This is a genomic window from Mesorhizobium sp. M2A.F.Ca.ET.043.02.1.1, from assembly GCF_003952405.1.
In the GTDB taxonomy this organism is placed as follows: Bacteria; Pseudomonadota; Alphaproteobacteria; order Rhizobiales; family Rhizobiaceae; genus Mesorhizobium.
This window is the reverse complement of the sequence record NZ_CP034445.1, coordinates 1,906,998-1,927,863: the sequence shown is the minus strand read 5'-3', so window position 1 is coordinate 1,927,863 and position 20,866 is coordinate 1,906,998. Positions and strand designations below refer to the sequence as shown.

Here is a 20,866-nt window from a genome sequence, read left to right as displayed (position 1 = left end):
CTGTCCGGCCGGAATTCGGGCGCTCACGGGCATGTTACAAAAGTGTAAGTTTCATGCCCTTGAATCGCCACGTTCACAGACCCAAATACACGTTATCGGCAGTTTTCGCCGAAGTCCGGAGCAAGGCCCGTCCCCCGCCTATCCCGGGCAAACTGCGGCAGCCTATCCCCCCTCTCCGGGCTGCCGCAACGTTTCGAGTAAAGACCGCCGTGGTTCCCCCTCCACCACGGCGGTCTTCTTTTGTGGTGCGGCAGCGATTGCCCGGGTTGGTCCAACAATCACGGCTTTTCGTTTTCGGCGTGGCCCTTTAGGGTCTGGCCAAAATCGAAAGGCAAAAGCATGTCCAGAATCTCCCCCGTCCTTGAGCGTCTCGACCAGAATCTCGATCGGAGCCTGGAGCGGCTGTTCGGCCTGCTCGGCATCAAGTCGATCTCCACCGATCCGGCCTTCGCCGCCGACTGCCGCAAGGGCGCGGAATGGCTGGTTGCCGAGCTCAAGCTGATCGGGTTCGACGCGAGTGTGCGCGACACGCCCGGACATCCGATGGTGGTGGCGCATCACGAGGGACCGGCAGGCGCGCCGCATGTGCTGTTCTACGGCCACTACGACGTCCAGCCGGTCGATCCGATCGAATTATGGGACACCGACCCGTTCGCGCCTTCGATCAAGGAGATCGAGCCTGGACGCAAGGTGATCACCGGCCGCGGCTCGGCCGATGACAAGGGACAGTTGATGACCTTCGTCGAGGCCTGCCGCGCATGGAAGCAGGTGCACGGCAATCTGCCGTGCCGCGTCACCATCCTGTTCGAGGGCGAGGAGGAATCCGGCTCGCCGTCGCTGAAGCCGTTCCTGGAAGCCAACGCCGCCGAGCTGAAGGCGGATTTCGCGCTGGTCTGCGACACCAGCATGTGGAACCGCGAGACGCCGTCGATCTGCGTGTCGCTGCGCGGCATGGTCGGCGAGGAGGTCACCGTCAAGGCGGCCAGCCGCGACCTGCATTCGGGCCTCTATGGCGGCCCGGCCGCCAACCCGATCCGCATCCTGGCCAAGGTGCTTGCCGACATCCACGACAAGGATGGCCACGTCACCATTCCAGGCTTCTATGACGGGGTCGAGGAGACGCCCAGCCAAGTACTGAAATCCTGGGAAGGCCTCGGCGAGACGGCCGAGACCTTCCTCGGACCGGTCGGTCTTTCCATTCCGGCCGGCGAAAAGGGGCGCTCGGTGCTCGAAATGACCTGGGCAAGGCCGACGGCGGAATTCAACGGCATCATAGGCGGCTATACCGGCAAGGGGTTCAAGACGGTGATCGCGGCGGAAGCTTCGGCGAAAGTGTCGTTCCGGCTGGTCCACAAGCAGGACCCGAAGAAGATCCGCGCCGCCTTCCAGGCCTTCGTGCGCGAGCGCATCCCCGGCGACTGCTCGGTCGAATTCCATCCGCATGGCGGCTCGCCGGCGATCCAGCTTTCCTACGACTCGCCGTTCCTGGCCAAGGCCAAGGACGCGCTGTCCGACGAATGGGACAAGCAGGCTATCACCACCGGCGGTGGCGGCTCCATCCCCGTGGTCGGCGATTTCCAGATTTATCTCGGCATGGAATCGCTACTGGTCGGTTTCGGCCTCGACGACGACCGCATCCACTCGCCGAACGAGAAATACGAGCTGACCTCCTTCCACAAGGGACAGCGGTCCTGGGCGCGCATCCTCGATGCTCTGACCCGGTGAGGCGGAAATCGCGCAAGATGTGAGATTCAACTTTCTGTTGATTTTTCTCCGGATCGCGGCGAGGACGAATGACCAGCGCAACGCGCTGCTGCTGCTGACGCATCCCAGGCGATGCGCGGCGCCGCGGGCCGCGATCCGGAGAAGAGAATGACCGATATCCGTTTCCACAAGAACGACCTGCCCGACCTCACCCGCTACAATGTCGGGGCGGTTGCCATCGACACGGAAACGCTGGGTTTGAACCCGCATCGCGACCGGCTCTGCGTTGTGCAGATCTCGCCCGGCGACGGCAGCGCCGACGTCATCCAGATCGCGCCTGGCCAGAAGAAAGCGCCGAATCTCGTCAGCCTGCTTCGCAACCGCGCGGTCACCAAGCTGTTCCATTACGGCCGCTTCGACATCGCCGTGCTCTACAATGCCTTCGGTGTCATGGCGGAGCCGGTGTTCTGCACCAAGATCGCCTCGCGGCTCGTCCGCACCTACACCGACCGCCACGGGCTGAAGGATCTGTGCAACGAATTGCTCGGCATCGGCCTGTCCAAGGCGCAGCAATCCTCGGACTGGGCAGCGGAAACGCTCTCGCCCGAACAGCTCGACTATGCCGCCTCCGACGTGCTCTATCTGCACCGTCTGCGCGAGGTTCTGGCGGCGCGCCTGGCGCGCGAAAACCGCACCAAGGAGGCCGACGCCTGCTTCCGTTTCCTGCCTACGCGCGCCAAGCTCGACCTTATGGGCTGGGCGGAGGAAGACATTTTCGCGCATAGCTGACGGAACCCGGCGCGGCGGCGGGCGTTCTTGCCGGTTCGGCCGGTTCACGGAGCGGGCCGGTTCGTGGAGGGAGTGAGATGGCAGAGCGCAAACCGATAGAAAGCGCGCCGAAGGACGGGTCGAAAGTCACCATTCTGTGGAAGGACGGCGACGGCGTCGTCAATGAATCCGTCGGCCAGTATCGCGATGGCGGCTGGTGGGTCTACACCGACAGCGACACGCAAAAGAAGGTCGATCCGACGAGCTGGCGTCCGGCATCGGGTGACGACGACGAATGAAGCTGGCGCTGGCGAGGCCGGCCGCTTTCCAATAGGTTCCATCCGTCACAGTCGGATGGCCGATTCGGGGGGCGTGGCTTCGTTGGTCCTCCGCTCACTGAGGGATTGGCAATGGGAATTGAAAGCCTGCTCGTTTTCATCATCATCGGCGCGATCGCCGGCTGGCTTGCCGGCCTGATCGTCAAGGGTTTCGGCTTCGGACTGGTCGGCAACATCGTCGTCGGCATCGTCGGCGCCCTGATTGCCGGCTGGATATTCCCAAGGCTTGGCTTTGCCGTGGGCGGCGGGATCCTTGCCGCGATCATCCACGCCACGATCGGCGCGGTGGTCCTGCTGGTGCTGATCAAGCTGGTGAAACAGGCCTGATCTTCCAGCAGGCATCGGGGACGCGCCATGAAGCAGAACATGCTCTATGTCATCATCGGCGCTCTCGTGGTCGTGGTCATTGCGCTCGGCGTCTATGTCTATCGCGAGCAGACCAGGCCGAAAGGCGTCGAGCTCAAGATCGACGACAAAGGAATTTCGATCCAGCAGAATTGATCACGGTGGCCAGCCGCCGGCGCCGTCAGGAGCCAGAGTGCGCCGGATGAGGCGGCTGCTGCCCGCGGCGATCGGTTAGAAGCTGGATTCAGAAAACCCTAACGGTTTTCAAAATCCTGCATAAACCCTGCTTTAACGCGCCTTTAAACCGCCGCATCTACTCTTCAACCCGAACGCCATCGGTACCGGGGACAGACAGACTAGAGCGCATGGCGAACCGCAGGGACAGTCGCATCGAACCGAGCTTCGAGGGATCGCCGCGCGCGAAATCCTCCGAGGGCTTTTCGGTGAGCGAGGAGGATCGCGTCGTGCCGCGCACCCGCAAATCCGCTGCAAAGGGCAAATCCGCCAAGGCGAAATCACGCGGACGTGGCCGCGACCGCAAACGGCGCGGACTGCTCGGCATCGCCACGCGGCTTGCCTACTGGTGCTTCGTGCTGTGCATCTGGGGCGGCATCGCGGCGGCCGGCGTCGTCGTCTATTACGGCGCCAAGATGCCGGCGGCGACGACGTGGTCGGTCCCCGACCGCGCGCCCAACATTAAGATCGTCTCGGTCGATGGCGCGCTGATCGCAAATCGCGGCGCGTCGGGCGGCGAGGCCGTCGGCCTGGACGAAATGTCGCCCTATATCCCCGAAGCGGTCGTGGCCATCGAGGATCGGCGCTTCTATTCGCATTTCGGCATCGACCCCATCGGCCTGTCGCGCGCCATGGTCACCAACCTGCTCGGAGGGCATTTCTCGCAGGGCGGCTCGACGCTGACGCAGCAGCTGGCCAAGAACCTGTTCCTGACGCCGGACCGCACGCTGGAGCGCAAGGTCCAGGAAGTGCTTTTGGCGCTGTGGCTCGAGCACAAGCACACGAAAGACCAGATCCTCGAAATGTACCTCAACCGGGTCTATTTCGGTTCGGGCGCCTATGGCGTCGAGGCGGCCTCGCGACGCTATTTTGGCAAGAGCGCGCGCGACGTGTCGCTTTCGGAGGCAGCCCTGCTGGCGGGGCTGCTGAAGGCGCCGTCGAAGCTTTCGCCGGCGCGCGACCCGAAGGCGGCCGAAGAGCGGGCGCAGCTCGTGCTCGCGGCCATGCGCGAGACCGGCAAGATCGGCGACAAGGAATACAAGACGGCGCTGAGCGCGCCGGCGACGCGCGCGCCGTCCTACTGGACCGGCTCGGAGAACTACGTCGCCGACACGGTGATGGACGAGCTTCCCGACCTGATCGGCGACGTGCGCGGCGACATCGTCATCACTACCACGGTCGACCTCAACCTGCAGAAGCTTGCCGAACGATCGATCCGCCGGCTGATTGACGAGAGCGGCAAGAAGCTCAACGTCACCCAAGGGGCGTTGGTGTCGATCGACGATTCTGGCGCGGTGCGCGCCATGGTCGGCGGCTATGATTATTCGACCAGCCAGTTCGACCGCGCCTCGGAAGCGCGCCGGCAGCCAGGCTCCGCCTTCAAGCCCTTCGTCTATATGGCGGCGTTGGAGGCCGGCCGCACGCCGGACAGCATCCGCAACGATGCGCCGATCAAGATAGGCAAATGGACGCCCGACAATTACGGCGGCAAATATTACGGCAAGGTCACGCTGGCGACGGCGCTCGCCAAGTCACTCAACTCGGTAGCGGCGCAGCTCACCATGGAAGTCGGCCCCGACGCCGTGGTCGAGGCCGCGCATCGCATGGGCATCCAGTCCGACCTGCAGGCCAACACCTCGATCGCGCTGGGCACCTCGGAAGTGACGCCGCTTGAACTGACCTCGGCCTATGTTCCTTTCGCCAATGGCGGCTACAAGCCGGACATCCACTTCATCCAGCGCATCACGACAGCAAACGGCAAGGTGCTCTACGCGGGCAGCACCGGCAGCGCGCCGCGCGTCATCAAGGCCGATATCGTGGGCATGATGAACTCGATGATGACCGGTACCGTCGAGGCCGGCACCGCCAAGAAGGCGGCGTTCAACTGGCCGTCGGCCGGCAAGACCGGCACCAGCCAGAACTCGCGCGACGCCTGGTTCGTCGGCTACACCGCCAATCTCACCACCGGCGTGTGGTTCGGCAATGACGACGGCAGCCCGATGAAGAAGGTTACCGGCGGCGTGCTTCCGGCGCAGGCCTGGCACGAATTCATGGTGGCCGCGCATGAAGGCGTGCCGGTCAGGCCGCTGCCTGGCACCTGGAAGTCGACGCCGTCCGATACGATCGTGCCGGACGAGATCCCCTCGGCGGATGCCTCGCAGCCGTCCGCGCCGCCCGCGGCCGTCGGCCAGTCGCAGCCCGCCGCCCCGCAACCCGTTGCCCAGGCGCCCGCGCGGCAGCCGCGTCCAGCCCAGACGGTCGATGCAGATGGCTTCGACATGCCCAGCGACAGTGAGTCGACCGCCTCGATCAAGCATCCGGTGCCGCCCGGCGATGTCGGCGGACCGAAGAAAAGGCGACAGACCTCGATCCTCGATATTTTGGGCGGGGGTTGAAGCCCGTTCGCCAGATCGGACGGCTCCAGTTTTTTTCCGTCACGATCCCGAAAACCGGAAGCCCCTTTCCGGGATCATCGCTGCGGCGGCAACTCGCCCTCTCGCAATGATTGCCGCCTTCGGCTACATGTCCGGCCGGAGACAAAGTTCATGGCCGAAACCGACAGCAGAAAAACCATCGTGCTTACCGGCGCCAGCCGTGGCATCGGCCATGCGACGGTGAAGCGTTTCTCGCGCGAGGGCTGGCGCGTCATCACCTGCTCGCGCCAGGCCTTCGCCGAGGATTGCCCGTGGCCGGCCGGCCCCGAGGATCACATCAAGGTCGACCTCGCCGACCAGGAAGATGTCGGCATCGCCGTGTCGGAGATCCGCCACCGGCTCGAGGCGCATGGCGGACAGCTGCACGCGCTGGTCAACAATGCCGGCATCTCACCGAAGCTGAAGGACGGCAGCCGGATGAACTCGATCGAGACGCCGATGCATGTTTGGCGCGACGTCTTCCAGGTCAATTTCTTCGCGCCGATCATGCTGGCGAGGGGCCTGTTCAAAGAGCTCGCCGCCGCCAAGGGCTCGATCGTCAACGTCACCTCGATCGCCGGCACGAGGGTGCATCCTTTTGCCGGCACGGCCTATGCGACGTCGAAGGCGGCGCTCGGCTCGCTGACGCGCGAGATGGCGCATGATTTCGGTCCGCATGGCATCCGCGTCAACGCGATCGCGCCGGGCGAGATCGACACGGCGATCCTGTCGCCAGGCACGGACAGAATAGTCGAGACGATCCCGCTGAGAAGGCTGGGCGGCACCTCGGAAGTGGCCGACATCATCTACTTCCTGTGCTCCGGCCAGTCGTCTTACGTGACCGGCTCGGAAATCCACATCAATGGCGGCCAGCACGTCTGACCTGGCTGATTTCAAGCCACAGTGAGGACGGCCTTGCCGCTGAAGCTGCGCTGTCTGAGCGCGTCCAGGGCCTGGCCGATGTCCGTCCACGGCACGGTCATGGCCACGCGGGTTTCCAGCCTGCCGGCCGCGACGAGATCGAGCAGGGCGGCGATGTCGGCGCCGATGGCTGAACCGGATGAGTAATAGGCGAAGGTCTGCAGCTTGGCGCCTTCGCTGGCCAGGAACGAACTGGCGAAACCCTACAGGCGTGAGCTCGCCGCTGCTCGAGCCGAACATGACGATCGTTCCACCCGGGGCGACATGTTCGATCGCGGCGGCGAGGCTCTTGCCGCCGACCGACTCGGTGATCAGCGAAAACGGCCCCTCGGCCAGTTCGATCGACTCGACGACCTGCCCGGCGCCCAGATTGCGAAGGTCATCGTGATGCCGGGTTGAGGCGATCGCCGCCACGGAAGCGCCTTGCTCGCGGGCGATCTGGATCTGGAAACGGCCGACAGCGCCGCTTGCGCCGGTGATCAGGATCCGCTGGCCGGCGAGATCGCCACCATGGCGCAAAGTCCTCAGCGCCGTCGTGCCCGCGACCGGAAGCGTGGCGGCCGAGGCGAAGCCGACCCCGTCAGGTATGACGGCGAGGCGGTCGGTCGGAACAGCGACGTGTTCGGCCCAGCCGGCCTGGTCGACCAAGGCCGCGACGCGCGTGCCCGCGGCCGGGCCTGAGCCGTCGGCCGCCGCGCGTTCCACGATGCCGACGATATCCTGGCCGGGGATCCAGCCGTCGGGGCGGATGGCGAGCAGGCGCAGCTCGCCACGATTCAATGATGTTGCATGAATTGCGACCAATGCTTCGTTCGCATTGCAGTTTGGCTCGTCGGCCTCGGTGAGGTTCAGCCGGCTGGGGCTGTCGGAAGAAATGGCGAGAGCGAGCATGGCCCACCTTTGAATTGACGTCTGAGACGCGATCGATTGCGAGGATATCGTCGCGAACCTATCGACTTTCGTGACTGGAGAATCTAGAGGTAAAGCCAAATGATCGCTAAAAACATTCAATCATGAGACAGCCACTCCGCTGGCCCTGGCTGGATTTCGATGTCGACGACGTGGCCGTGCCGGCGATCGCCGTTGGCGTCGATGTCACCGAGACCAGGGCCGAGGTGCGCGCGCATTGGCATCGCAAGGGGCAGCTCGTCTTCGCGCTCGGCGGCGCCGTCACCTGTCGGGTTCCGACCGGGCTCTGGATGGTGCCGCCGCATTGCGGCGTGTGGGTGCCGAGCCGCATAGAACACAGCAACATCGCGACGGCGAATGCGCGGATTTTCTTCGTCTATATCGAGCCAGGCGCCGCCGACCTGCCGGATCGGTGCTGCACGCTTTCGATCTCGCCGCTGCTGCGCGAAGTGATCATCGAGCTGTCGGAATGCGCGCCGGACGACCCGCGCTGCGACTTCCTGGGAAAGGTCCTGCTCGCCGAGCTGCCGCTCATGCCGGTGCAGCAATTGCATTTGCCGATCTCGGCCGAGCCGCGGCTGCGCCGGATCGCGGAAGCATTGGCCGACAACCCTGCAGATCGCAGCACGCTGGCGGAATGGGCCAACCGGGTGGCGCTCAGCGAAAGCAGCCTGGCGCGCCTCGTCGTCAAGGAGACGGGCCTGAGTTTCGGCCGCTGGCGCCAGCAGTTGCACCTGATCGTGGCGCTCAGGGAACTGTCCGCCGGCGCCAGCGTGCAGCGGGTGTCGGGCGATCTCGGCTATGAATCCGTCACCGCCTTCATCACCATGTTCAAGAAGGCGCTGGGCAAGCCGCCGGCGAAATATCTCAGCGATATCGCGCAGAATGGCGGTTCCGCGTTCAACGCCTGAAAGGCATCAAGCGGGCTGCGGATTGATCGCCATGGCGGGCCCGGACGCACCGGTGTTTTTGCCGGTTACCACCTCGAGGATGCCGCGCGCGATCTGGCGCTCGCCCATGATCACCGTGTCGGCGCCGAGGCTTTTCAGATGCTCGACCTCGGCGTCGGAGTGCGCGCGGGCGATGATATTGCTCGCAGGATTGGCGGCGCGGGCTCGAAGCACGATCTGGCCGGACTCGAAGGCATTGGGGATGGCGAGGATCAGCCGCTTCGCGCCTTCCGGATTGGCGGCCGCGAAGACATCCGCATTGGCGGCATTGCCGGCCACCGTCTCGATGCCGTCGTCACGCAGCTTGGCCAGCGTCTTGTCGGCATCCTCGATCACCAGGAAGGGCAGGGCGGCTTCCTTCAGCGCTACGCCGACGAGGCTGCCGACGCGGCCGTAACCGATCAGGATGGAATGGCCGGCAAGCGCGGTCTTGGGCGGCGGGCCGTCTTCCTTTCCCGGCGTTGCCTGGACCGAAGCAACCTGGCCGGGCTCGGTGGCCGGGCCGATCGGCCTTTGCTCTTCGACAGGTGCCGTCTTGCCGGCGCGCTTTTCCAGCCACGGCTTCATCCAGTCGACAAGGAGGAACATCAGCGGATTGAGCAGGATCGAGAGGATCGCGCCGGCCAGGATCAAGTCGCGGCCCTGCTCGGGCAGCAGTTTCAGGCCGACGCCCAGCTCGGCCAGGATGAAGGAGAACTCGCCGATCTGGGCAAGGCTCGCCGAAATCATCAGCGCGGTGGCGATCGGATAGCGGAAGGCGATGACGATGACGAAGGCGGCGAGCGACTTGCCGACGACGATGATGGCCAAGGTGGCGAGGATCGGCAGGCCGTTGCTGATCAGGCTGAGCGGGTCGAACAGCATGCCGACCGAGACGAAGAACAGCACCGAGAAGGCGTCGCGCAGCGGCAATGATTCTTCCGCCGCGCGGTGGCTGAGCTCGGACTCGCTCATGATCATGCCGGCGAAGAAAGCGCCGAGCGCCAGCGAGACGCCGAACAGCTTCGCCGCGCCGAAGGCGACGCCGAGCGCGATAGCCAGCACCGACAGCCGGAACAGTTCCCGCGAGCCAGTGTGGGCGACATAATGCAGGATCCAGGGAATGACCCGGCGCCCGACGACCAGCATGACGACGACGAAGGCTGCGACCTTGGCCAGCGTGATGCCGACAACGCCCCATATGCCGTAGCTGGCGGGCAGCGAGAGCAGGCTCGTATGATCATCGACCTGCGGCTGGCCGCCGAGCACGCCGGCTAGCGCGGGCAATAGCACCAGCGCCAGCACCATGGCGAGATCTTCGACGATCAGCCAGCCGACCGCGATGCGGCCGCGTTCGGTCTCGATCAGCCGCTGTTCCTGCAGAGCGCGCAAAAGCACCACGGTCGAGGCGACCGAAAGCGCCAGTCCGAAGACCAGGCCGGCGCCCAGCGGCCAGCCGAGCAGCCAGGCAAGCCCGACGCCAAGCAGGGTCGCGAAGCCGATCTGCACGATCGCGCCCGGCACCGCGATGGCGCGGACGGACAGAAGGTCCTTCAGCGAAAAATGCAGGCCGACGCCGAACATCAAAAGGATGACGCCGATTTCAGCGAGCTCGTTGGCAAGGCTGGCGTCGGCGACGAAGCCCGGCGTGTTCGGCCCGACCAGGACGCCGGCGACGAGGTAACCGACAAGCGGCGGGATGCGGAAACGGTTGGCCAAAGCCCCGAAGACGAATGCCAGCCCCAGACCGGCGACGATGGTGGCGATAAGGGGCGTGTCATGCGGCATTGTCTTTTTGCGCGCCTTTCGAAAATTCACGATTTCGGATGGGCGCCCGCCGAGGCCGTCGCCTTCGGCAATATGGTGGACGGAGCGGCGATCATGCAACCGCCGCCGCGCAGAAATCGACCTAGAAACAGGGTGCAAACCGGAAAATCGGCGACGCGCCGACAAAGAGACGGTCGCGGAACGCATTTGGTCCCGAAGCTGCTTTGCCTCGGCCGCTTATGCCGCTTGCAAGAGGGTCTCGATATCGGGAATCGTGTGGTTGGTGAGCGTCTTGGGAATTTCGGCCTGCACCTTCTCGCTCACTTCCTTGTGCAGTTTCTGGCGCATCTCGCCAAGCACCTGCGGCGGCGCGACCAGCACGACCGCGTCGAATGCGCCGCGATGCGCGAGCTTGTAAAGCCGGTCGGCGATCTCGACAGCGAAACGTTCCTTGCCGAGACGGTGCCAATCGGTTTCCTCGACGGCGCTGCGGGGGCCTTCGTTGCTCTGGCGGCCCGGTTTGTCCGTGCCTTGCTCGCGCGTCGCGGGGTTCTCCTGCTCCATCTCGTGCACCACCTCCAGGTTCGGGAACTTGTTGTCGCCCTGGTTGCGCAGGAAAAGCGCCTTTTCACCATCGGCCACGACGACCCACAATCCGTGCTTCAGCTTGATGTTCATGGTGTTCCTCCTTTGCTTGCGGGTTGCCGACCGGTCGAGCCCAGGATCGACAGAACGGATTGCTAGCCAAACGAGCCGCGCAGCAGGATTGTTCCGAGCTGCCGGTGGCGCTCTCATCTGCTCCCGCCTGACGAGACTGGTCGTCGAGCGACAAGGTCGGCTTTAATCTACCAAGTTAGTAGAATTTAGAAAAAACTGTTTTGCCGCATTCCAGAGCCGGTGCTAAAAACGGCGGTAGATCAAGGTGGTTTCTCACGCCGTTCCGGCTCTCTCATTCTCAAAGTAGAATTTTTTTCTCTTGCTCTTCGCGGCTGCGAAAAAGCGATTGCCTGCCGTTCGGCGACGCGCGAGTGATTGCCTTCTGGTTTTTGGCCAGTCCGCGTAAAACTGCCAAACTGTTTCACTATTGCTCGTCGCCATGTCGCCAGCCAACGCCAAGCTCAATGCCTTCCCGGTCTTCATGCGGATCGACGGCGAAGCCGTGGCCATCGTCGGCAATCGCGAAGAGGCGCTTGCCAAGGCCCGGCTGCTCGCCCAGTCGAGCGCGGCGCTGCGCATCATTGCCGACGACGCCGATCCCGACCTGCTCGCCTTCGTCGCCGTGTCCGGTGCCGTTCACGTCGATGCCGCCTATGAGGCGGCGCATCTCCAGGATGTCGCCCTGGTGTTCGCAGCCAGTGGCGACAAGGCGCTCGACCGCCGCGTCGCCGAGGACGCGCGCCGATTGGGCATTCCGGTCAATGCGGTAGACCAGCCGGACGTGTGCGATTTCTTCACTCCGGCGTTGGTCAACCGCGCGCCGGTTGCGATCGCCATCGGCACCGAGGGCGCCGGACCGGTTCTGGCGCAGATGCTGCGCGTCCGCATCGACCGCATGTTGTCGCCTTCGCTCGGCCGGCTGGCGGCGCTTGCCGCGTCGTTCCGCGCCGCCGCGGAGAAACTGCCGAAGGGCAACCGCCGTCGCCGCTTCTGGAGCGATTTCTTCGCCGGCGCGCCGGCCAAGGCCATCGAAACCGGTGACCACGCCCAGGCGCATGGCGCGGCGCTCGAACTCCTGAGCGCGGATGCGCCGGCCGGGGGCCATATCGCGCTGGTCGGCGCCGGTCCGGGCGCGGAGGACCTGTTGACGCTGCGCGCGCACCGCCTGCTGATGGAAGCCGATGCCATCGTCTATGATGCGCTGGTGCCGGAGGCGATCGTCGCCATGGGCCGCCGCGATGCGGAGCGCCTACCGGTCGGCAAGCGCAAGGGCTGCCATTCCAAGAGCCAGGAAGAAATCAACGCGCTGCTGATCGAACTCGGCCAAGCCGGCAAGCGCGTGGTGCGGCTGAAGTCAGGCGATCCGCTGGTGTTCGGCCGGGCCGGCGAGGAGATGGCGGCGCTGCGCGAGGCCGGCATCGCCTATGAGGTGGTTCCGGGCGTCACCGCCGCCTTCGCCGCCGCTGCCGATTTCGAGTTGCCGCTGACGTTGCGCGGTGTCTCGTCCTCGATGGTGTTCACCACCGGCCACGACCTCAAGGGCAACTCGCTGCCCGACTGGGCCAAGCTCGCCATCTCGGGCGCGACGGTCGCCGTCTATATGGGTCGCTCGGTCGCGGCGGAAGTCGCTGGCCGGCTGATCGAAGCGGGGTTGTCGTCGGACACGGCCGTCGCGGTGGTCGAGAATGCCAGTCTCGGCAGCCGGCGCCGTTTCCACGGCACACTCGCCGACCTGCCGTCGCTGGAAGAGCGCGCCGACCTCACCGGTCCGGTCATGACGATCATCGGCGATGCGGTCGCTGGCGCCAATTTCGAACGATCGGAGCCGCTCGCGGCACATAAGCGTGAGGGCGCGGCTTCAGCCGTCGCCGAAGGAGTTCAATCATGAAGGTTCTGACCGCGAACAGGCTCTCCGACGGCATCGCCGTCTGGTACGCCGATGGCGGCTGGGCGGAGACGGTCGGTCATGCCGATATCGCGCATGACAAGGCGGCGGAGGACCGGCTGGAAGCGATCGGCGCCGCAGCCTACGCCAACAATGAGGTGGTCGACGTCAACCTGATCGACGTCGAAGTGGTCGACGGTTTGGCCGAGCCGGTGCGGCTGCGCGAAAAGATCCGCGCCGCTGGCCCGACCATCCGCACCGATCTCGGCAAGCAGGCCGCCCCGGAAGCCATCGGGGCGTAGAGTTTTAGAAAGCAGCGGGCGGACGCGCCCGGAAAGACAAAGCATGTACCGTTACGACGAGTTCGATCAGGATTTTGTTCACGCCCGCGTCGCCGAGTTCAGCGACCAGGTGCAGCGCCGGCTTGCCGGCGAGATCACCGAAGACCAGTTCCGGCCGCTCAGGCTGATGAACGGCGTCTATCTGCAACTGCACGCCTATATGCTGCGCATCGCCGTGCCGTATGGCACGCTGAACAGCAGGCAGTTGCGCATGCTCGGCCACATCGCGCGCAAATACGACAAGGGCTACGGCCATTTCACCACGCGCCAGAACATCCAGTTCAACTGGCCGGCGCTGTCGGACATTCCGGCGATCCTGGCTGATCTCGCCAGCGTCGAGATGCATGCCATCCAGACCAGCGGCAACTGCATCCGCAACGTCACCGCCGATCATTTCGCGGGCGCCGCCGCCGACGAGGTCGCCGATCCGCGCCCCTATGCGGAAATCCTGCGCCAATGGTCTTCGGTGCATCCTGAGTTTTCGTTCCTGCCGCGCAAGTTCAAGATCGCGGTGACGGGTGCCGAGCGCGATCGCGCCGCCATCCAGACCCATGACATCGGCCTGCACCTGAAGAAGAACGCGGTCGGCGAGCTTGGCTTCGCCGTCTATGTCGGCGGCGGCCAGGGCCGCACGCCGATGGTGGCAAAGAAGATCCGCGACTTCCTGCCGGAAGCCGATCTTCTGTCCTACTGCACGGCGATCCTGCGCGTTTACAATCTCTACGGCCGCCGCGACAACAAGTACAAGGCGCGCATCAAGATCCTGGTGCACGAGACCGGTGTCGAGGAGATCACCCGCCAGATCGAGGCGGAATGGCAGGAGCTCAAGGACGCCGAGCTGAAGCTGCCGGAGGCCGACATCCAGGCCATCAACGCCTATTTCGCGCCGCCGGCGCTGACCGCCCGGCCCGAGGGCGACGATGCGGTGAAACAGGCGCGGCTCGACTCCAAGAGCTTCTCGGAATGGCTCGACCAGAATGTCGTGACGCATCGCCATCCCGACTACGCGGCGGTGACGATCTCGCTCAAGGGCATCGGCGAGGTGCCCGGCGACGCCAGCGACAGCCAGATGGAAGCGGTGGCCGACATCGCCGAGAGATACGCCTTCGACGAGCTGCGCGTCAGCCATGAGCAGAACCTCATCCTGCCGCATGTGGCGCGCGCCGATCTCAAGGCGGTCTATGACGCACTGGTCGAGATCGGCCTCGCGACCGCCAATTCCAACTTGATCAGCGACATCATCTCCTGCCCCGGCCTCGACTATTGCGCGCTGGCCACGGCGCGCTCGATACCGATCGCGCAGGAAATCTCGCAGCGCTTCGCCTCGCTGGAGCGGCAGCGCGAGATCGGCGAATTGAAGCTGAAGATCTCCGGCTGCATCAATGCCTGCGGCCACCACCATGTCGGCCATATCGGCATTCTCGGCGTCGAGAAGAAGGGCTCCGAGCTCTACCAGGTGACGCTCGGCGGCTCGGCCGACGAGAACACCTCCGTGGGCGAGATCATCGGCCGCGGCTTCTCATCGGAAGAGATCACCGATGCCATCGAGCAGATCGTCGATACCTATCTCGGCCTTCGGCTCAGTCCCGACGAACGTTTTATCGACGCCTACCGCAGAGTCGGTCCCGCGCCGTTCAAGGAGGCGCTCTATGCTGGCGAAACCAAGGCCGCTTGACCGTATTGTCGACGTCGAGGCCGGCATCGCCGCCGAAGCGGCGGGGCTCGACGCGCTGCTCGGCCATCTGAAGCCGATCGAGATCATCGAGCGCGCGGCGCGCGAATCCTTCCGCGGCGAGGTCGCGGCGGTCTCGTCCTTCGGCGCGGATTCGGCGGTGCTGCTGCACATGATCTCGGAGATCGACCGCACGCTGCCGGTGATCTTCCTCGACACCGGCAAGCATTTCGAGGAGACGCTCGGCTATCGCGACGCGCTGGTCGCCGATTTCGGCCTGACGGATGTAAGGGTGATCAAGCCGGACGAGGCGGCGCTCGAACGCGTCGATCCGACCGGCCAGCTCAACGAGACCGACACGGACGCCTGCTGCAATGTGCGCAAGGTGGAGCCGCTGGCGCGCGGCGTCGAGCCGTTTCGGGCCTGGTTCACCGGGCGCAAGCGCTTCCAGGCGTCGACGCGCGCGGCGCTGCCCGTCTTCGAGGCGGTCGGCTCGCGCATCCGCATCAATCCGCTGGCGCATTGGACGACGTCGGATCAGGCCGACTATATGCGCGCGCACGCGTTGCGCGAAAATCCGCTGGTCGCCTATGGTTATCTCTCGATCGGCTGCTTCCCGTGCACACAGCCGGTGCAGCCCGGCGAGGACGCGCGCAGCGGCCGCTGGGCAGGCCACGCCAAGACCGAGTGCGGCATTCACTTGTCGGGCCTGGAGAAATCGCTGACCGACGCCTCTCTTTAGGATACGCCGATATTCAGGTGAGGCCGGCCTGCAAATGGCGACTTCCTGCGCTTCCGGTGCTCACGTACTTCAAGTACGCTCCGCTCCGGTTCTCGGAGACCACCATTTTCGGCTCGGCCTGACCTGAATCTCGGCATATCCTTGCAATCGTTAGGACTTTAGGATTTTTGATGACTGGATCGACTTCAGCGGGGACCCGCCTCTGGACCCCGGATGGTTTTCGCGAGGACGAGTGGACGCATGCCGAAAGCGCCGAGGCGCTTGCCGGCAATGGCCGCTTCATCCTGCCGTTGCAGGCTTTTCTCGGGCTCGATGAAGAAATCCGCAAGTCAGCCAAAGAGCGCCTTGGCGTGCTGCTGCAGCCCGGCGACGAGCTCGACAAGATAACCGGCCTGCTGGACCAGCTGTCGCTGGTGGCGCTCGCCTTCCCAGCCTTCAATGACGGCCGCTCCTTCTCGAAGGGCGAGTTGCTGCGCGCCCGGCATCATTTCAAGGGCGCGGTGCGCGCCACCGGCCAGGTGCTGGTCGACCAGCTGCCGCATATGATGCGGCTCGGCTTCGATGAGTTCGAAGTTTCCAACCCGGTGCTGTTGAAGCGGCTGGAGGAAGGGCGGACCGGCGGGCTGCCGGTCTATTACCAGCCGGCCGTGGAGCATGAGCCTAAGGGTCCGAAATATTCCTGGCGGCGCAAACGCGCTGGATCAGAATGACGTTTGGTTGACCGTCATCCTGGTCCAGTCCTTTCTGGGGCATGAACTTTTCCGAACCCTCGGTTCGGGATCATGCTCCGGCTGACGCAGCGGCATCTTTACAAGCAGCGCAAGCAGGCATTCTCTCCAGACAACGGACGGAAAGATCCGCCGGGAGGGAACCATGCGTTACGACTATGTGATTGCCGGCGGCGGCTCCGCCGGCTCGACGCTTGCCGCGAGACTTTCCGAGGACCCATCGAAGACGGTCTGCCTGCTCGAGGCGGGAGGCGCCGGCAAGGATCTCTTGGTCCGCGCGCCGGCCGGCATCATCGCGCTGCTGCCTGGACGGCCGAAGATCAACAATTGGGGCTTCCAGACGGTACCGCAGGAAGGTCTCAACGGCCGCAGGGGCTATCAGCCGCGCGGGAAGGGCTTGGGTGGCTCCAGCGCCATCAACGCCATGCTTTACACGCGGGGCAATCGCCGCGACTATGACGAATGGGCCGAGCTTGGCTGCGACGGCTGGTCGTGGGACGAGGTGCTGCCCTATTTCCGGCGCGCCGAAGGCAATCAGCGAGGGGCCGACACGCTGCATGGCGGCGACGGGCCGCTCAGGGTCTGCGAGCAGCAGGAGCCGCGCGCGATCTCCAGGGCTTTCGTCGAGGCCTGCGGCGAAATCCAGATCAGGCTGAACGACGATTTCAACGGGCCGGAGCAGGAAGGGGCCGGCCTCTATCAGGTGACGCAGTTCTGGGGTGAGCGCCGCAATGGCGAGCGCTGCTCGGCGGCGGCGGCCTATCTGCATCCGGCGATGAACCGGCCGAACCTCACCGTGGTCACCGGCGCGCATGCGACGGGCGTGGTGCTGAACGGCAGGCGCGCCACTGGCGTGCGCTACCGTAGCGGTAAAAGGGAAGACGTGGCGGAAGCCAGGCGCGAGGTCATTCTTTGCGGCGGGGCGTTCGGTTCGCCGCAAATGCTCCTGCTCTCGGGCATCGGACCGGCGGTCGAGCTTGCGGCGCACGGCATTCCGCTTGTCCACGAATTGCCGGGCGTCGGCAGGAACCTGCAGGATCATCTCGATTTCATCCTCGCCTGGAAGTCCAGGCAGACGGATTTGATGGGCATCGGCCCCAGCGGCATGCCGGGCCTGATCCGGCACATGCTGCGCTGGCGCAGGGACGGAACCGGCATGATCGCCACCCCCTATGCCGAAGGCGGCGCTTTTCTGAAATCCGACCCGGCGATCGAGCGGCCCGACCTGCAATTGCATTTCTGCATCGCCATCGTCGACGACCATGGCCGCAAGCTGCATATGGGCTATGGGTTTTCCTGCCATGTCTGCGTGCTGCGGCCGCATTCGCGCGGCGAGGTGGGTCTGATGAGCCGGGATCCGCTGGCGGCGCCGCGCATCGATCCGCACTTCCTCGAGGACGAGCGCGACGCCGAGCTTCTGCTCAAGGGCGTGCGAATGATGCGCGCCATATTGGAGGCGCCGGCGCTGGCGAAATATCGCGCCAGGGAAATCTACACTGCAGGCGCGTCGAGCGATGCCGAGCTGATGGCGCATATCAGGGCGCGCGCCGACACGATCTACCACCCGGCCGGCACCTGCAAGATGGGCGTCGACGACATGGCCGTGGTCGACCCGCAGCTCAAGGTGCGCGGGCTGGAAGGGTTGCGTGTGGTCGATGCCTCGGTGATGCCGACCCTGATCGGCGGCAACACCAATGCGCCGACGATCATGATCGCGGAGAAGGCCGCGGACATGATCCGGGCTGCGGTCTGATCGTCGGTCTTGGTCGGACCAGCCATCTTCGGTTCTGTCGCGATGATCTCGCCTTTGCACGCCTTCCGATAGGATCGAATCCATCTGGTCAGACCAATTTGGCGATTTGCGCTTCCCCTTTTGTCGTCCTCACCTTAGGATAGGGCTATTATTTTCACCCCGAAATAAATAGCCAGCTAAGGGAGGAACGGCATGGCCGGCAAGAAGATATTGATGCTCGTTGGCGAGTTCAGCGAGGAATACGAGATTTTCGTCTTTGAACAGGCCATGCACGCGGTGGGGCACACCGTCCATGTCGTATGCCCCGACAAGAAGGCGGGCGACGTGCTTAAGACCTCGTTGCACGACTTCGAAGGCCACCAGACCTATACCGAAAAACTCGGCCACGACTACATCCTCAACAAGACCTTCGCCGAGGTGAACCCGGCCGACTATGACGCGGTTTACGCGGCGGGCGGGCGCGGACCGGAATATATCCGCATCGACAAGCGCGTGCAGGCGCTGGTCAGGCATTTCCACGAGACCGGCAAGCCGATCTTCACCATTTGCCACGGTGTGCAGATCCTGATCGCGGTCGACGGCGTGGTGCGCGGCAAGAAAGTGGCGGCGCTGCAGTATTGCGAGCCGGAAGTGACGCTTGCCGGCGGTATCTATGTCGACGTCGCCCCGACCGGCGCGCATGTCGACGGCAATCTGGTGTCGGCGAAAGGCTGGCCGGGCCTTGCCGCTTTCATGCGGGAATGCCTGAAGGTGCTCGGCACGGAGATCCGGCATGGCGAAGCGCTGATGCGCGACGACCGAAAGGCGGCCTGAACTTGTTCATTGCGCAATTCCGGACGGAAAACCGCTACACACTTTTCCCGGAATTGCTCTAACCGCGCGCGCGGCTATCGACGCCGCTCGCCACCTGCTTTCCTGGCATTCGCGGCGTCCAGGCGGTCAAGCAGGTCGCTCAGTCGCCGAGGCACCTCTTTTTCCAGGCGAAACGCCGGCAAGGTGCGCAGAAAGCGCTTCGTCGTTTCGCTGCCCGCCTGCCGCCTGATATCGTTGGCCAATTCGGCGCGCCGGTTGCCGTTGTTGCCGTTCATCGTCCCAAAATCCTGTGTCGGCTTCGAAACTCCTCCAGCCCGTTTATGGTTCCCGCAACGGCATTCGAGGGCAAGCAAAGCCGCGTGATACGGTAAAATTTGAATTAATTTGGAACGAAGGTTCGGCATCGGCGGCGAGCGCTTACCCCTTGATTTTTGGCCTCCAAACCTCGATATCGGGCGCAAATCCAGACCAATCCGAATGACGGGAAACGGCGATGAGCGACCAGGCAAAAGACGAACGCACGCCCGAAGATATGGAAGCCACCCAGGCTTCCGGCGAGCGCGCGGAAGGTGGCGTCGACGGCGACTATGAAGCGCTCGTGCGGCTGCTGAAGGAAAACGAGGAACTGAAGGACCGCGCGTTGCGCGTCGCGGCCGAAATGGAGAATTTGCGGCGGCGCACCGCGCGCGACGTGCATGACGCGCGCACTTACGCGGTGGCCAATTTCGCGCGCGACATGCTGTCTGTATCGGACAATCTGCGCCGCGCGCTCGATGCCATTCCGGCCGAGGCCAAGGCTTCCGGCGATGCCGGCTTCAAGGCGCTTATCGAGGGTGTCGACCTCACCGAACGCGCCATGCTTTCGGCGCTGGAGCGCCACGGCGTGAAGAAACTCGCGCCCGAAGGCGAGAAGTTCGATCCGAACTTCCACCAAGCGATGTTCGAAGTGCCCAATCCGGAGGTCCCGGCCGGCACCGTCGTGCAGGTGGTGCAGCCCGGCTATTCGATCGGCGAGCGCGTGTTGCGGCCGGCGATGGTCGGTGTTGCCAAGGGTGGCCCGAAGGCAACCGCCGAGGCGAAGGTCGAGCCCGGCCCGGTGAACGAGCAGGCCGAGAAGGATGCGTGAATAGGGGAGTAAGGGAGTAGGGCACTAAGGGAGTAGGGGAAGCGGAACCGTACTTTGACGCGGTTCTATGCTATTCAACTTTCCCTATTGCCCTACTCCCTTACTGCCCTACTCCCCTATGTCCTTGAACCCCATCGCCTTGCTCGACTATGCCGGCGTCGCCGTCTTCGCGGCGACGGGCGCGCTTGCCGCATCGCGCAAGCAGCTTGATATTATCGGCTTCCTGTTCCTGGCCAGCATCACCGGCATCGGCGGGGGGACGCTACGCGACGTCATCCTCAACCTGCCCGTATTCTGGGTCGCCAACAGCGGCTATGTGCTGATCTGCGCGGTCGTCGCGGTGCTGGTCTTCTTCAGCGCCCACCGCTTCGAATCCCGCTACAAGCTGCTGCTCTGGCTCGATGCCGTCGGCCTTGCCGCGTTCTCGGTGATGGGCGCGGCAAAGGGGCTGGCCATCACCGGTTCGCCTGTCGTGTCCGTCATCACGGGCGTGCTGACGGCGACCTCCGGCGGCATCTTGCGCGACCTGCTTGCCGGCGAGCCTTCGGTGCTGCTCAGGCCCGAAATCTATGTCACGGCCGCCCTGGCGGGCGCCGCCATCTTCACCCTTGGCGATCTTGCCGGCCTGCCGACGCTGGCGTCCAGCCTGCTCGGCTTCGCGGGCGCGTTCGTCGTGCGCGGCGGGGCGCTTAAATTCGGCTGGTCGTTTGCGGCCTATCGGAGTCGGCCGGGGCGAAGGCCGGAAGACATTCCGTGAGCGAGTAGCGAATAGGGAGTAGCGAGTAGAGATTACCCGAGATGGCGTTCTATTCGCTATTCG

Annotated in this window: 20 protein-coding genes and 1 pseudogene; 17 read left to right on the top strand and 4 right to left on the bottom strand. The window is 64.5% G+C overall.

Translation table 11 applies throughout. The features are described 5' to 3' along the window. The first annotated feature begins 339 nt into the window (after positions 1-339). The 7 genes from EJ068_RS09150 (at position 340) to EJ068_RS09120 (ending at position 6,685) form a co-directional block, all read left to right on the top strand. Entirely contained in the window at positions 340-1,725 is a 1,386-nt protein-coding gene (locus tag EJ068_RS09150) for a M20/M25/M40 family metallo-hydrolase (protein WP_128314686.1), read from the top strand. A gap of 147 nt (positions 1,726-1,872) precedes the next feature. Further along, complete coding sequence (locus EJ068_RS09145) at positions 1,873-2,493, top strand: ribonuclease D (protein WP_127250041.1); 621 nt, start codon at positions 1,873-1,875, stop codon at positions 2,491-2,493. 77 nt (positions 2,494-2,570) lie between these two features. Beyond that, positions 2,571-2,771, top strand: coding sequence for a hypothetical protein (locus EJ068_RS09140; protein ID WP_127250040.1), 201 nt, complete (start codon positions 2,571-2,573; stop codon positions 2,769-2,771). A 111-nt stretch (positions 2,772-2,882) separates the two neighbouring features. Further along, a complete protein-coding gene (locus EJ068_RS09135; RefSeq protein WP_042640778.1) occupies positions 2,883-3,137 on the top strand; it encodes a GlsB/YeaQ/YmgE family stress response membrane protein in 255 nt (84 codons plus the stop codon). 27 nt (positions 3,138-3,164) lie between these two features. Beyond that, complete coding sequence (locus tag EJ068_RS09130) at positions 3,165-3,311, top strand: hypothetical protein (RefSeq protein WP_126064347.1); 147 nt, start codon at positions 3,165-3,167, stop codon at positions 3,309-3,311. A gap of 209 nt (positions 3,312-3,520) precedes the next feature. Continuing rightward, positions 3,521-5,785, top strand: a complete 2,265-nt coding sequence (locus tag EJ068_RS09125; protein WP_127250039.1) for a transglycosylase domain-containing protein — start codon at positions 3,521-3,523, stop codon at positions 5,783-5,785. 150 nt (positions 5,786-5,935) lie between these two features. Beyond that, positions 5,936-6,685, top strand: a complete 750-nt coding sequence (locus EJ068_RS09120) for an SDR family oxidoreductase (protein ID WP_126081172.1) — start codon at positions 5,936-5,938, stop codon at positions 6,683-6,685. 11 nt (positions 6,686-6,696) lie between these two features. Here EJ068_RS09120 and EJ068_RS33815 read toward each other — a convergent pair. Further along, positions 6,697-7,615: pseudogene (locus EJ068_RS33815) on the bottom strand (zinc-binding dehydrogenase). Positions 7,616-7,737: 122 nt separating this feature from the next. On the opposite strand from EJ068_RS33815, the gene EJ068_RS09110 reads away from it, so the two are divergent. Then, complete coding sequence (locus EJ068_RS09110) at positions 7,738-8,544, top strand: helix-turn-helix transcriptional regulator (protein ID WP_127250038.1); 807 nt, start codon at positions 7,738-7,740, stop codon at positions 8,542-8,544. 6 nt (positions 8,545-8,550) lie between these two features. Here the strand turns inward: EJ068_RS09110 and ybaL are convergent, their stop codons facing one another. Both ybaL and EJ068_RS09100 read right to left on the bottom strand, forming a co-directional pair. Continuing rightward, the gene (gene ybaL, locus EJ068_RS09105; protein WP_245463383.1) at positions 8,551-10,350 is read right to left on the bottom strand and encodes a YbaL family putative K(+) efflux transporter; all 1,800 of its coding nucleotides are present in this window, start codon (positions 10,348-10,350) and stop codon (positions 8,551-8,553) included. A 216-nt stretch (positions 10,351-10,566) separates the two neighbouring features. After that, a complete protein-coding gene (locus EJ068_RS09100) occupies positions 10,567-11,007 on the bottom strand; it encodes a host attachment family protein (protein ID WP_127250037.1) in 441 nt (146 codons plus the stop codon). Between the two features lie 418 nt (positions 11,008-11,425). Between EJ068_RS09100 and cysG the strand changes: the two genes are divergently transcribed. The 7 genes from cysG (at position 11,426) to EJ068_RS09065 (ending at position 18,920) form a co-directional block, all read left to right on the top strand. Continuing rightward, positions 11,426-12,874, top strand: coding sequence for a siroheme synthase CysG (gene cysG / locus EJ068_RS09095; protein ID WP_127250036.1), 1,449 nt, complete (start codon positions 11,426-11,428; stop codon positions 12,872-12,874). Continuing rightward, positions 12,871-13,173: a DUF2849 domain-containing protein gene (locus tag EJ068_RS09090; protein ID WP_127250035.1), complete on the top strand. Its 303-nt coding sequence runs from the start codon at positions 12,871-12,873 to the stop codon at positions 13,171-13,173. The genes cysG and EJ068_RS09090 overlap by 4 nt, the downstream gene beginning before the upstream one ends. A gap of 43 nt (positions 13,174-13,216) precedes the next feature. Continuing rightward, a complete protein-coding gene (locus tag EJ068_RS09085) occupies positions 13,217-14,887 on the top strand; it encodes a nitrite/sulfite reductase (RefSeq protein ID WP_127250034.1) in 1,671 nt (556 codons plus the stop codon). Further along, complete coding sequence (locus EJ068_RS09080; RefSeq protein ID WP_042641022.1) at positions 14,862-15,626, top strand: phosphoadenylyl-sulfate reductase; 765 nt, start codon at positions 14,862-14,864, stop codon at positions 15,624-15,626. The genes EJ068_RS09085 and EJ068_RS09080 overlap by 26 nt, the downstream gene beginning before the upstream one ends. A 170-nt stretch (positions 15,627-15,796) precedes the next feature. Beyond that, entirely contained in the window at positions 15,797-16,336 is a 540-nt protein-coding gene (locus EJ068_RS09075; protein ID WP_127250033.1) for a DUF934 domain-containing protein, read from the top strand. A 163-nt stretch (positions 16,337-16,499) separates the two neighbouring features. Then, on the top strand, positions 16,500-18,107 hold the full coding sequence (locus EJ068_RS09070) for a GMC family oxidoreductase N-terminal domain-containing protein (RefSeq protein ID WP_129554517.1): 1,608 nt from the start codon (positions 16,500-16,502) through the stop codon (positions 18,105-18,107). Between the two features lie 192 nt (positions 18,108-18,299). Continuing rightward, the gene (locus EJ068_RS09065; RefSeq protein WP_126081180.1) at positions 18,300-18,920 is read left to right on the top strand and encodes a DJ-1/PfpI family protein; all 621 of its coding nucleotides are present in this window, start codon (positions 18,300-18,302) and stop codon (positions 18,918-18,920) included. Between the two features lie 74 nt (positions 18,921-18,994). Here the strand turns inward: EJ068_RS09065 and EJ068_RS09060 are convergent, their stop codons facing one another. Further along, positions 18,995-19,195, bottom strand: coding sequence for a hypothetical protein (locus tag EJ068_RS09060; RefSeq protein WP_127250031.1), 201 nt, complete (start codon positions 19,193-19,195; stop codon positions 18,995-18,997). Between the two features lie 218 nt (positions 19,196-19,413). Here EJ068_RS09060 and grpE point away from each other — a divergent pair, with 218 nt between their 5' ends. Next, positions 19,414-20,046 carry a nucleotide exchange factor GrpE gene (gene grpE / locus EJ068_RS09055; protein WP_042641032.1) on the top strand — a complete coding sequence of 211 codons (633 nt, stop codon included), beginning with the start codon at positions 19,414-19,416 and terminating at the stop codon, positions 20,044-20,046. A gap of 124 nt (positions 20,047-20,170) precedes the next feature. Further along, positions 20,171-20,803: a trimeric intracellular cation channel family protein gene (locus tag EJ068_RS09050; protein WP_126083706.1), complete on the top strand. Its 633-nt coding sequence runs from the start codon at positions 20,171-20,173 to the stop codon at positions 20,801-20,803. The last annotated feature ends 63 nt before the right edge of the window (positions 20,804-20,866 follow it).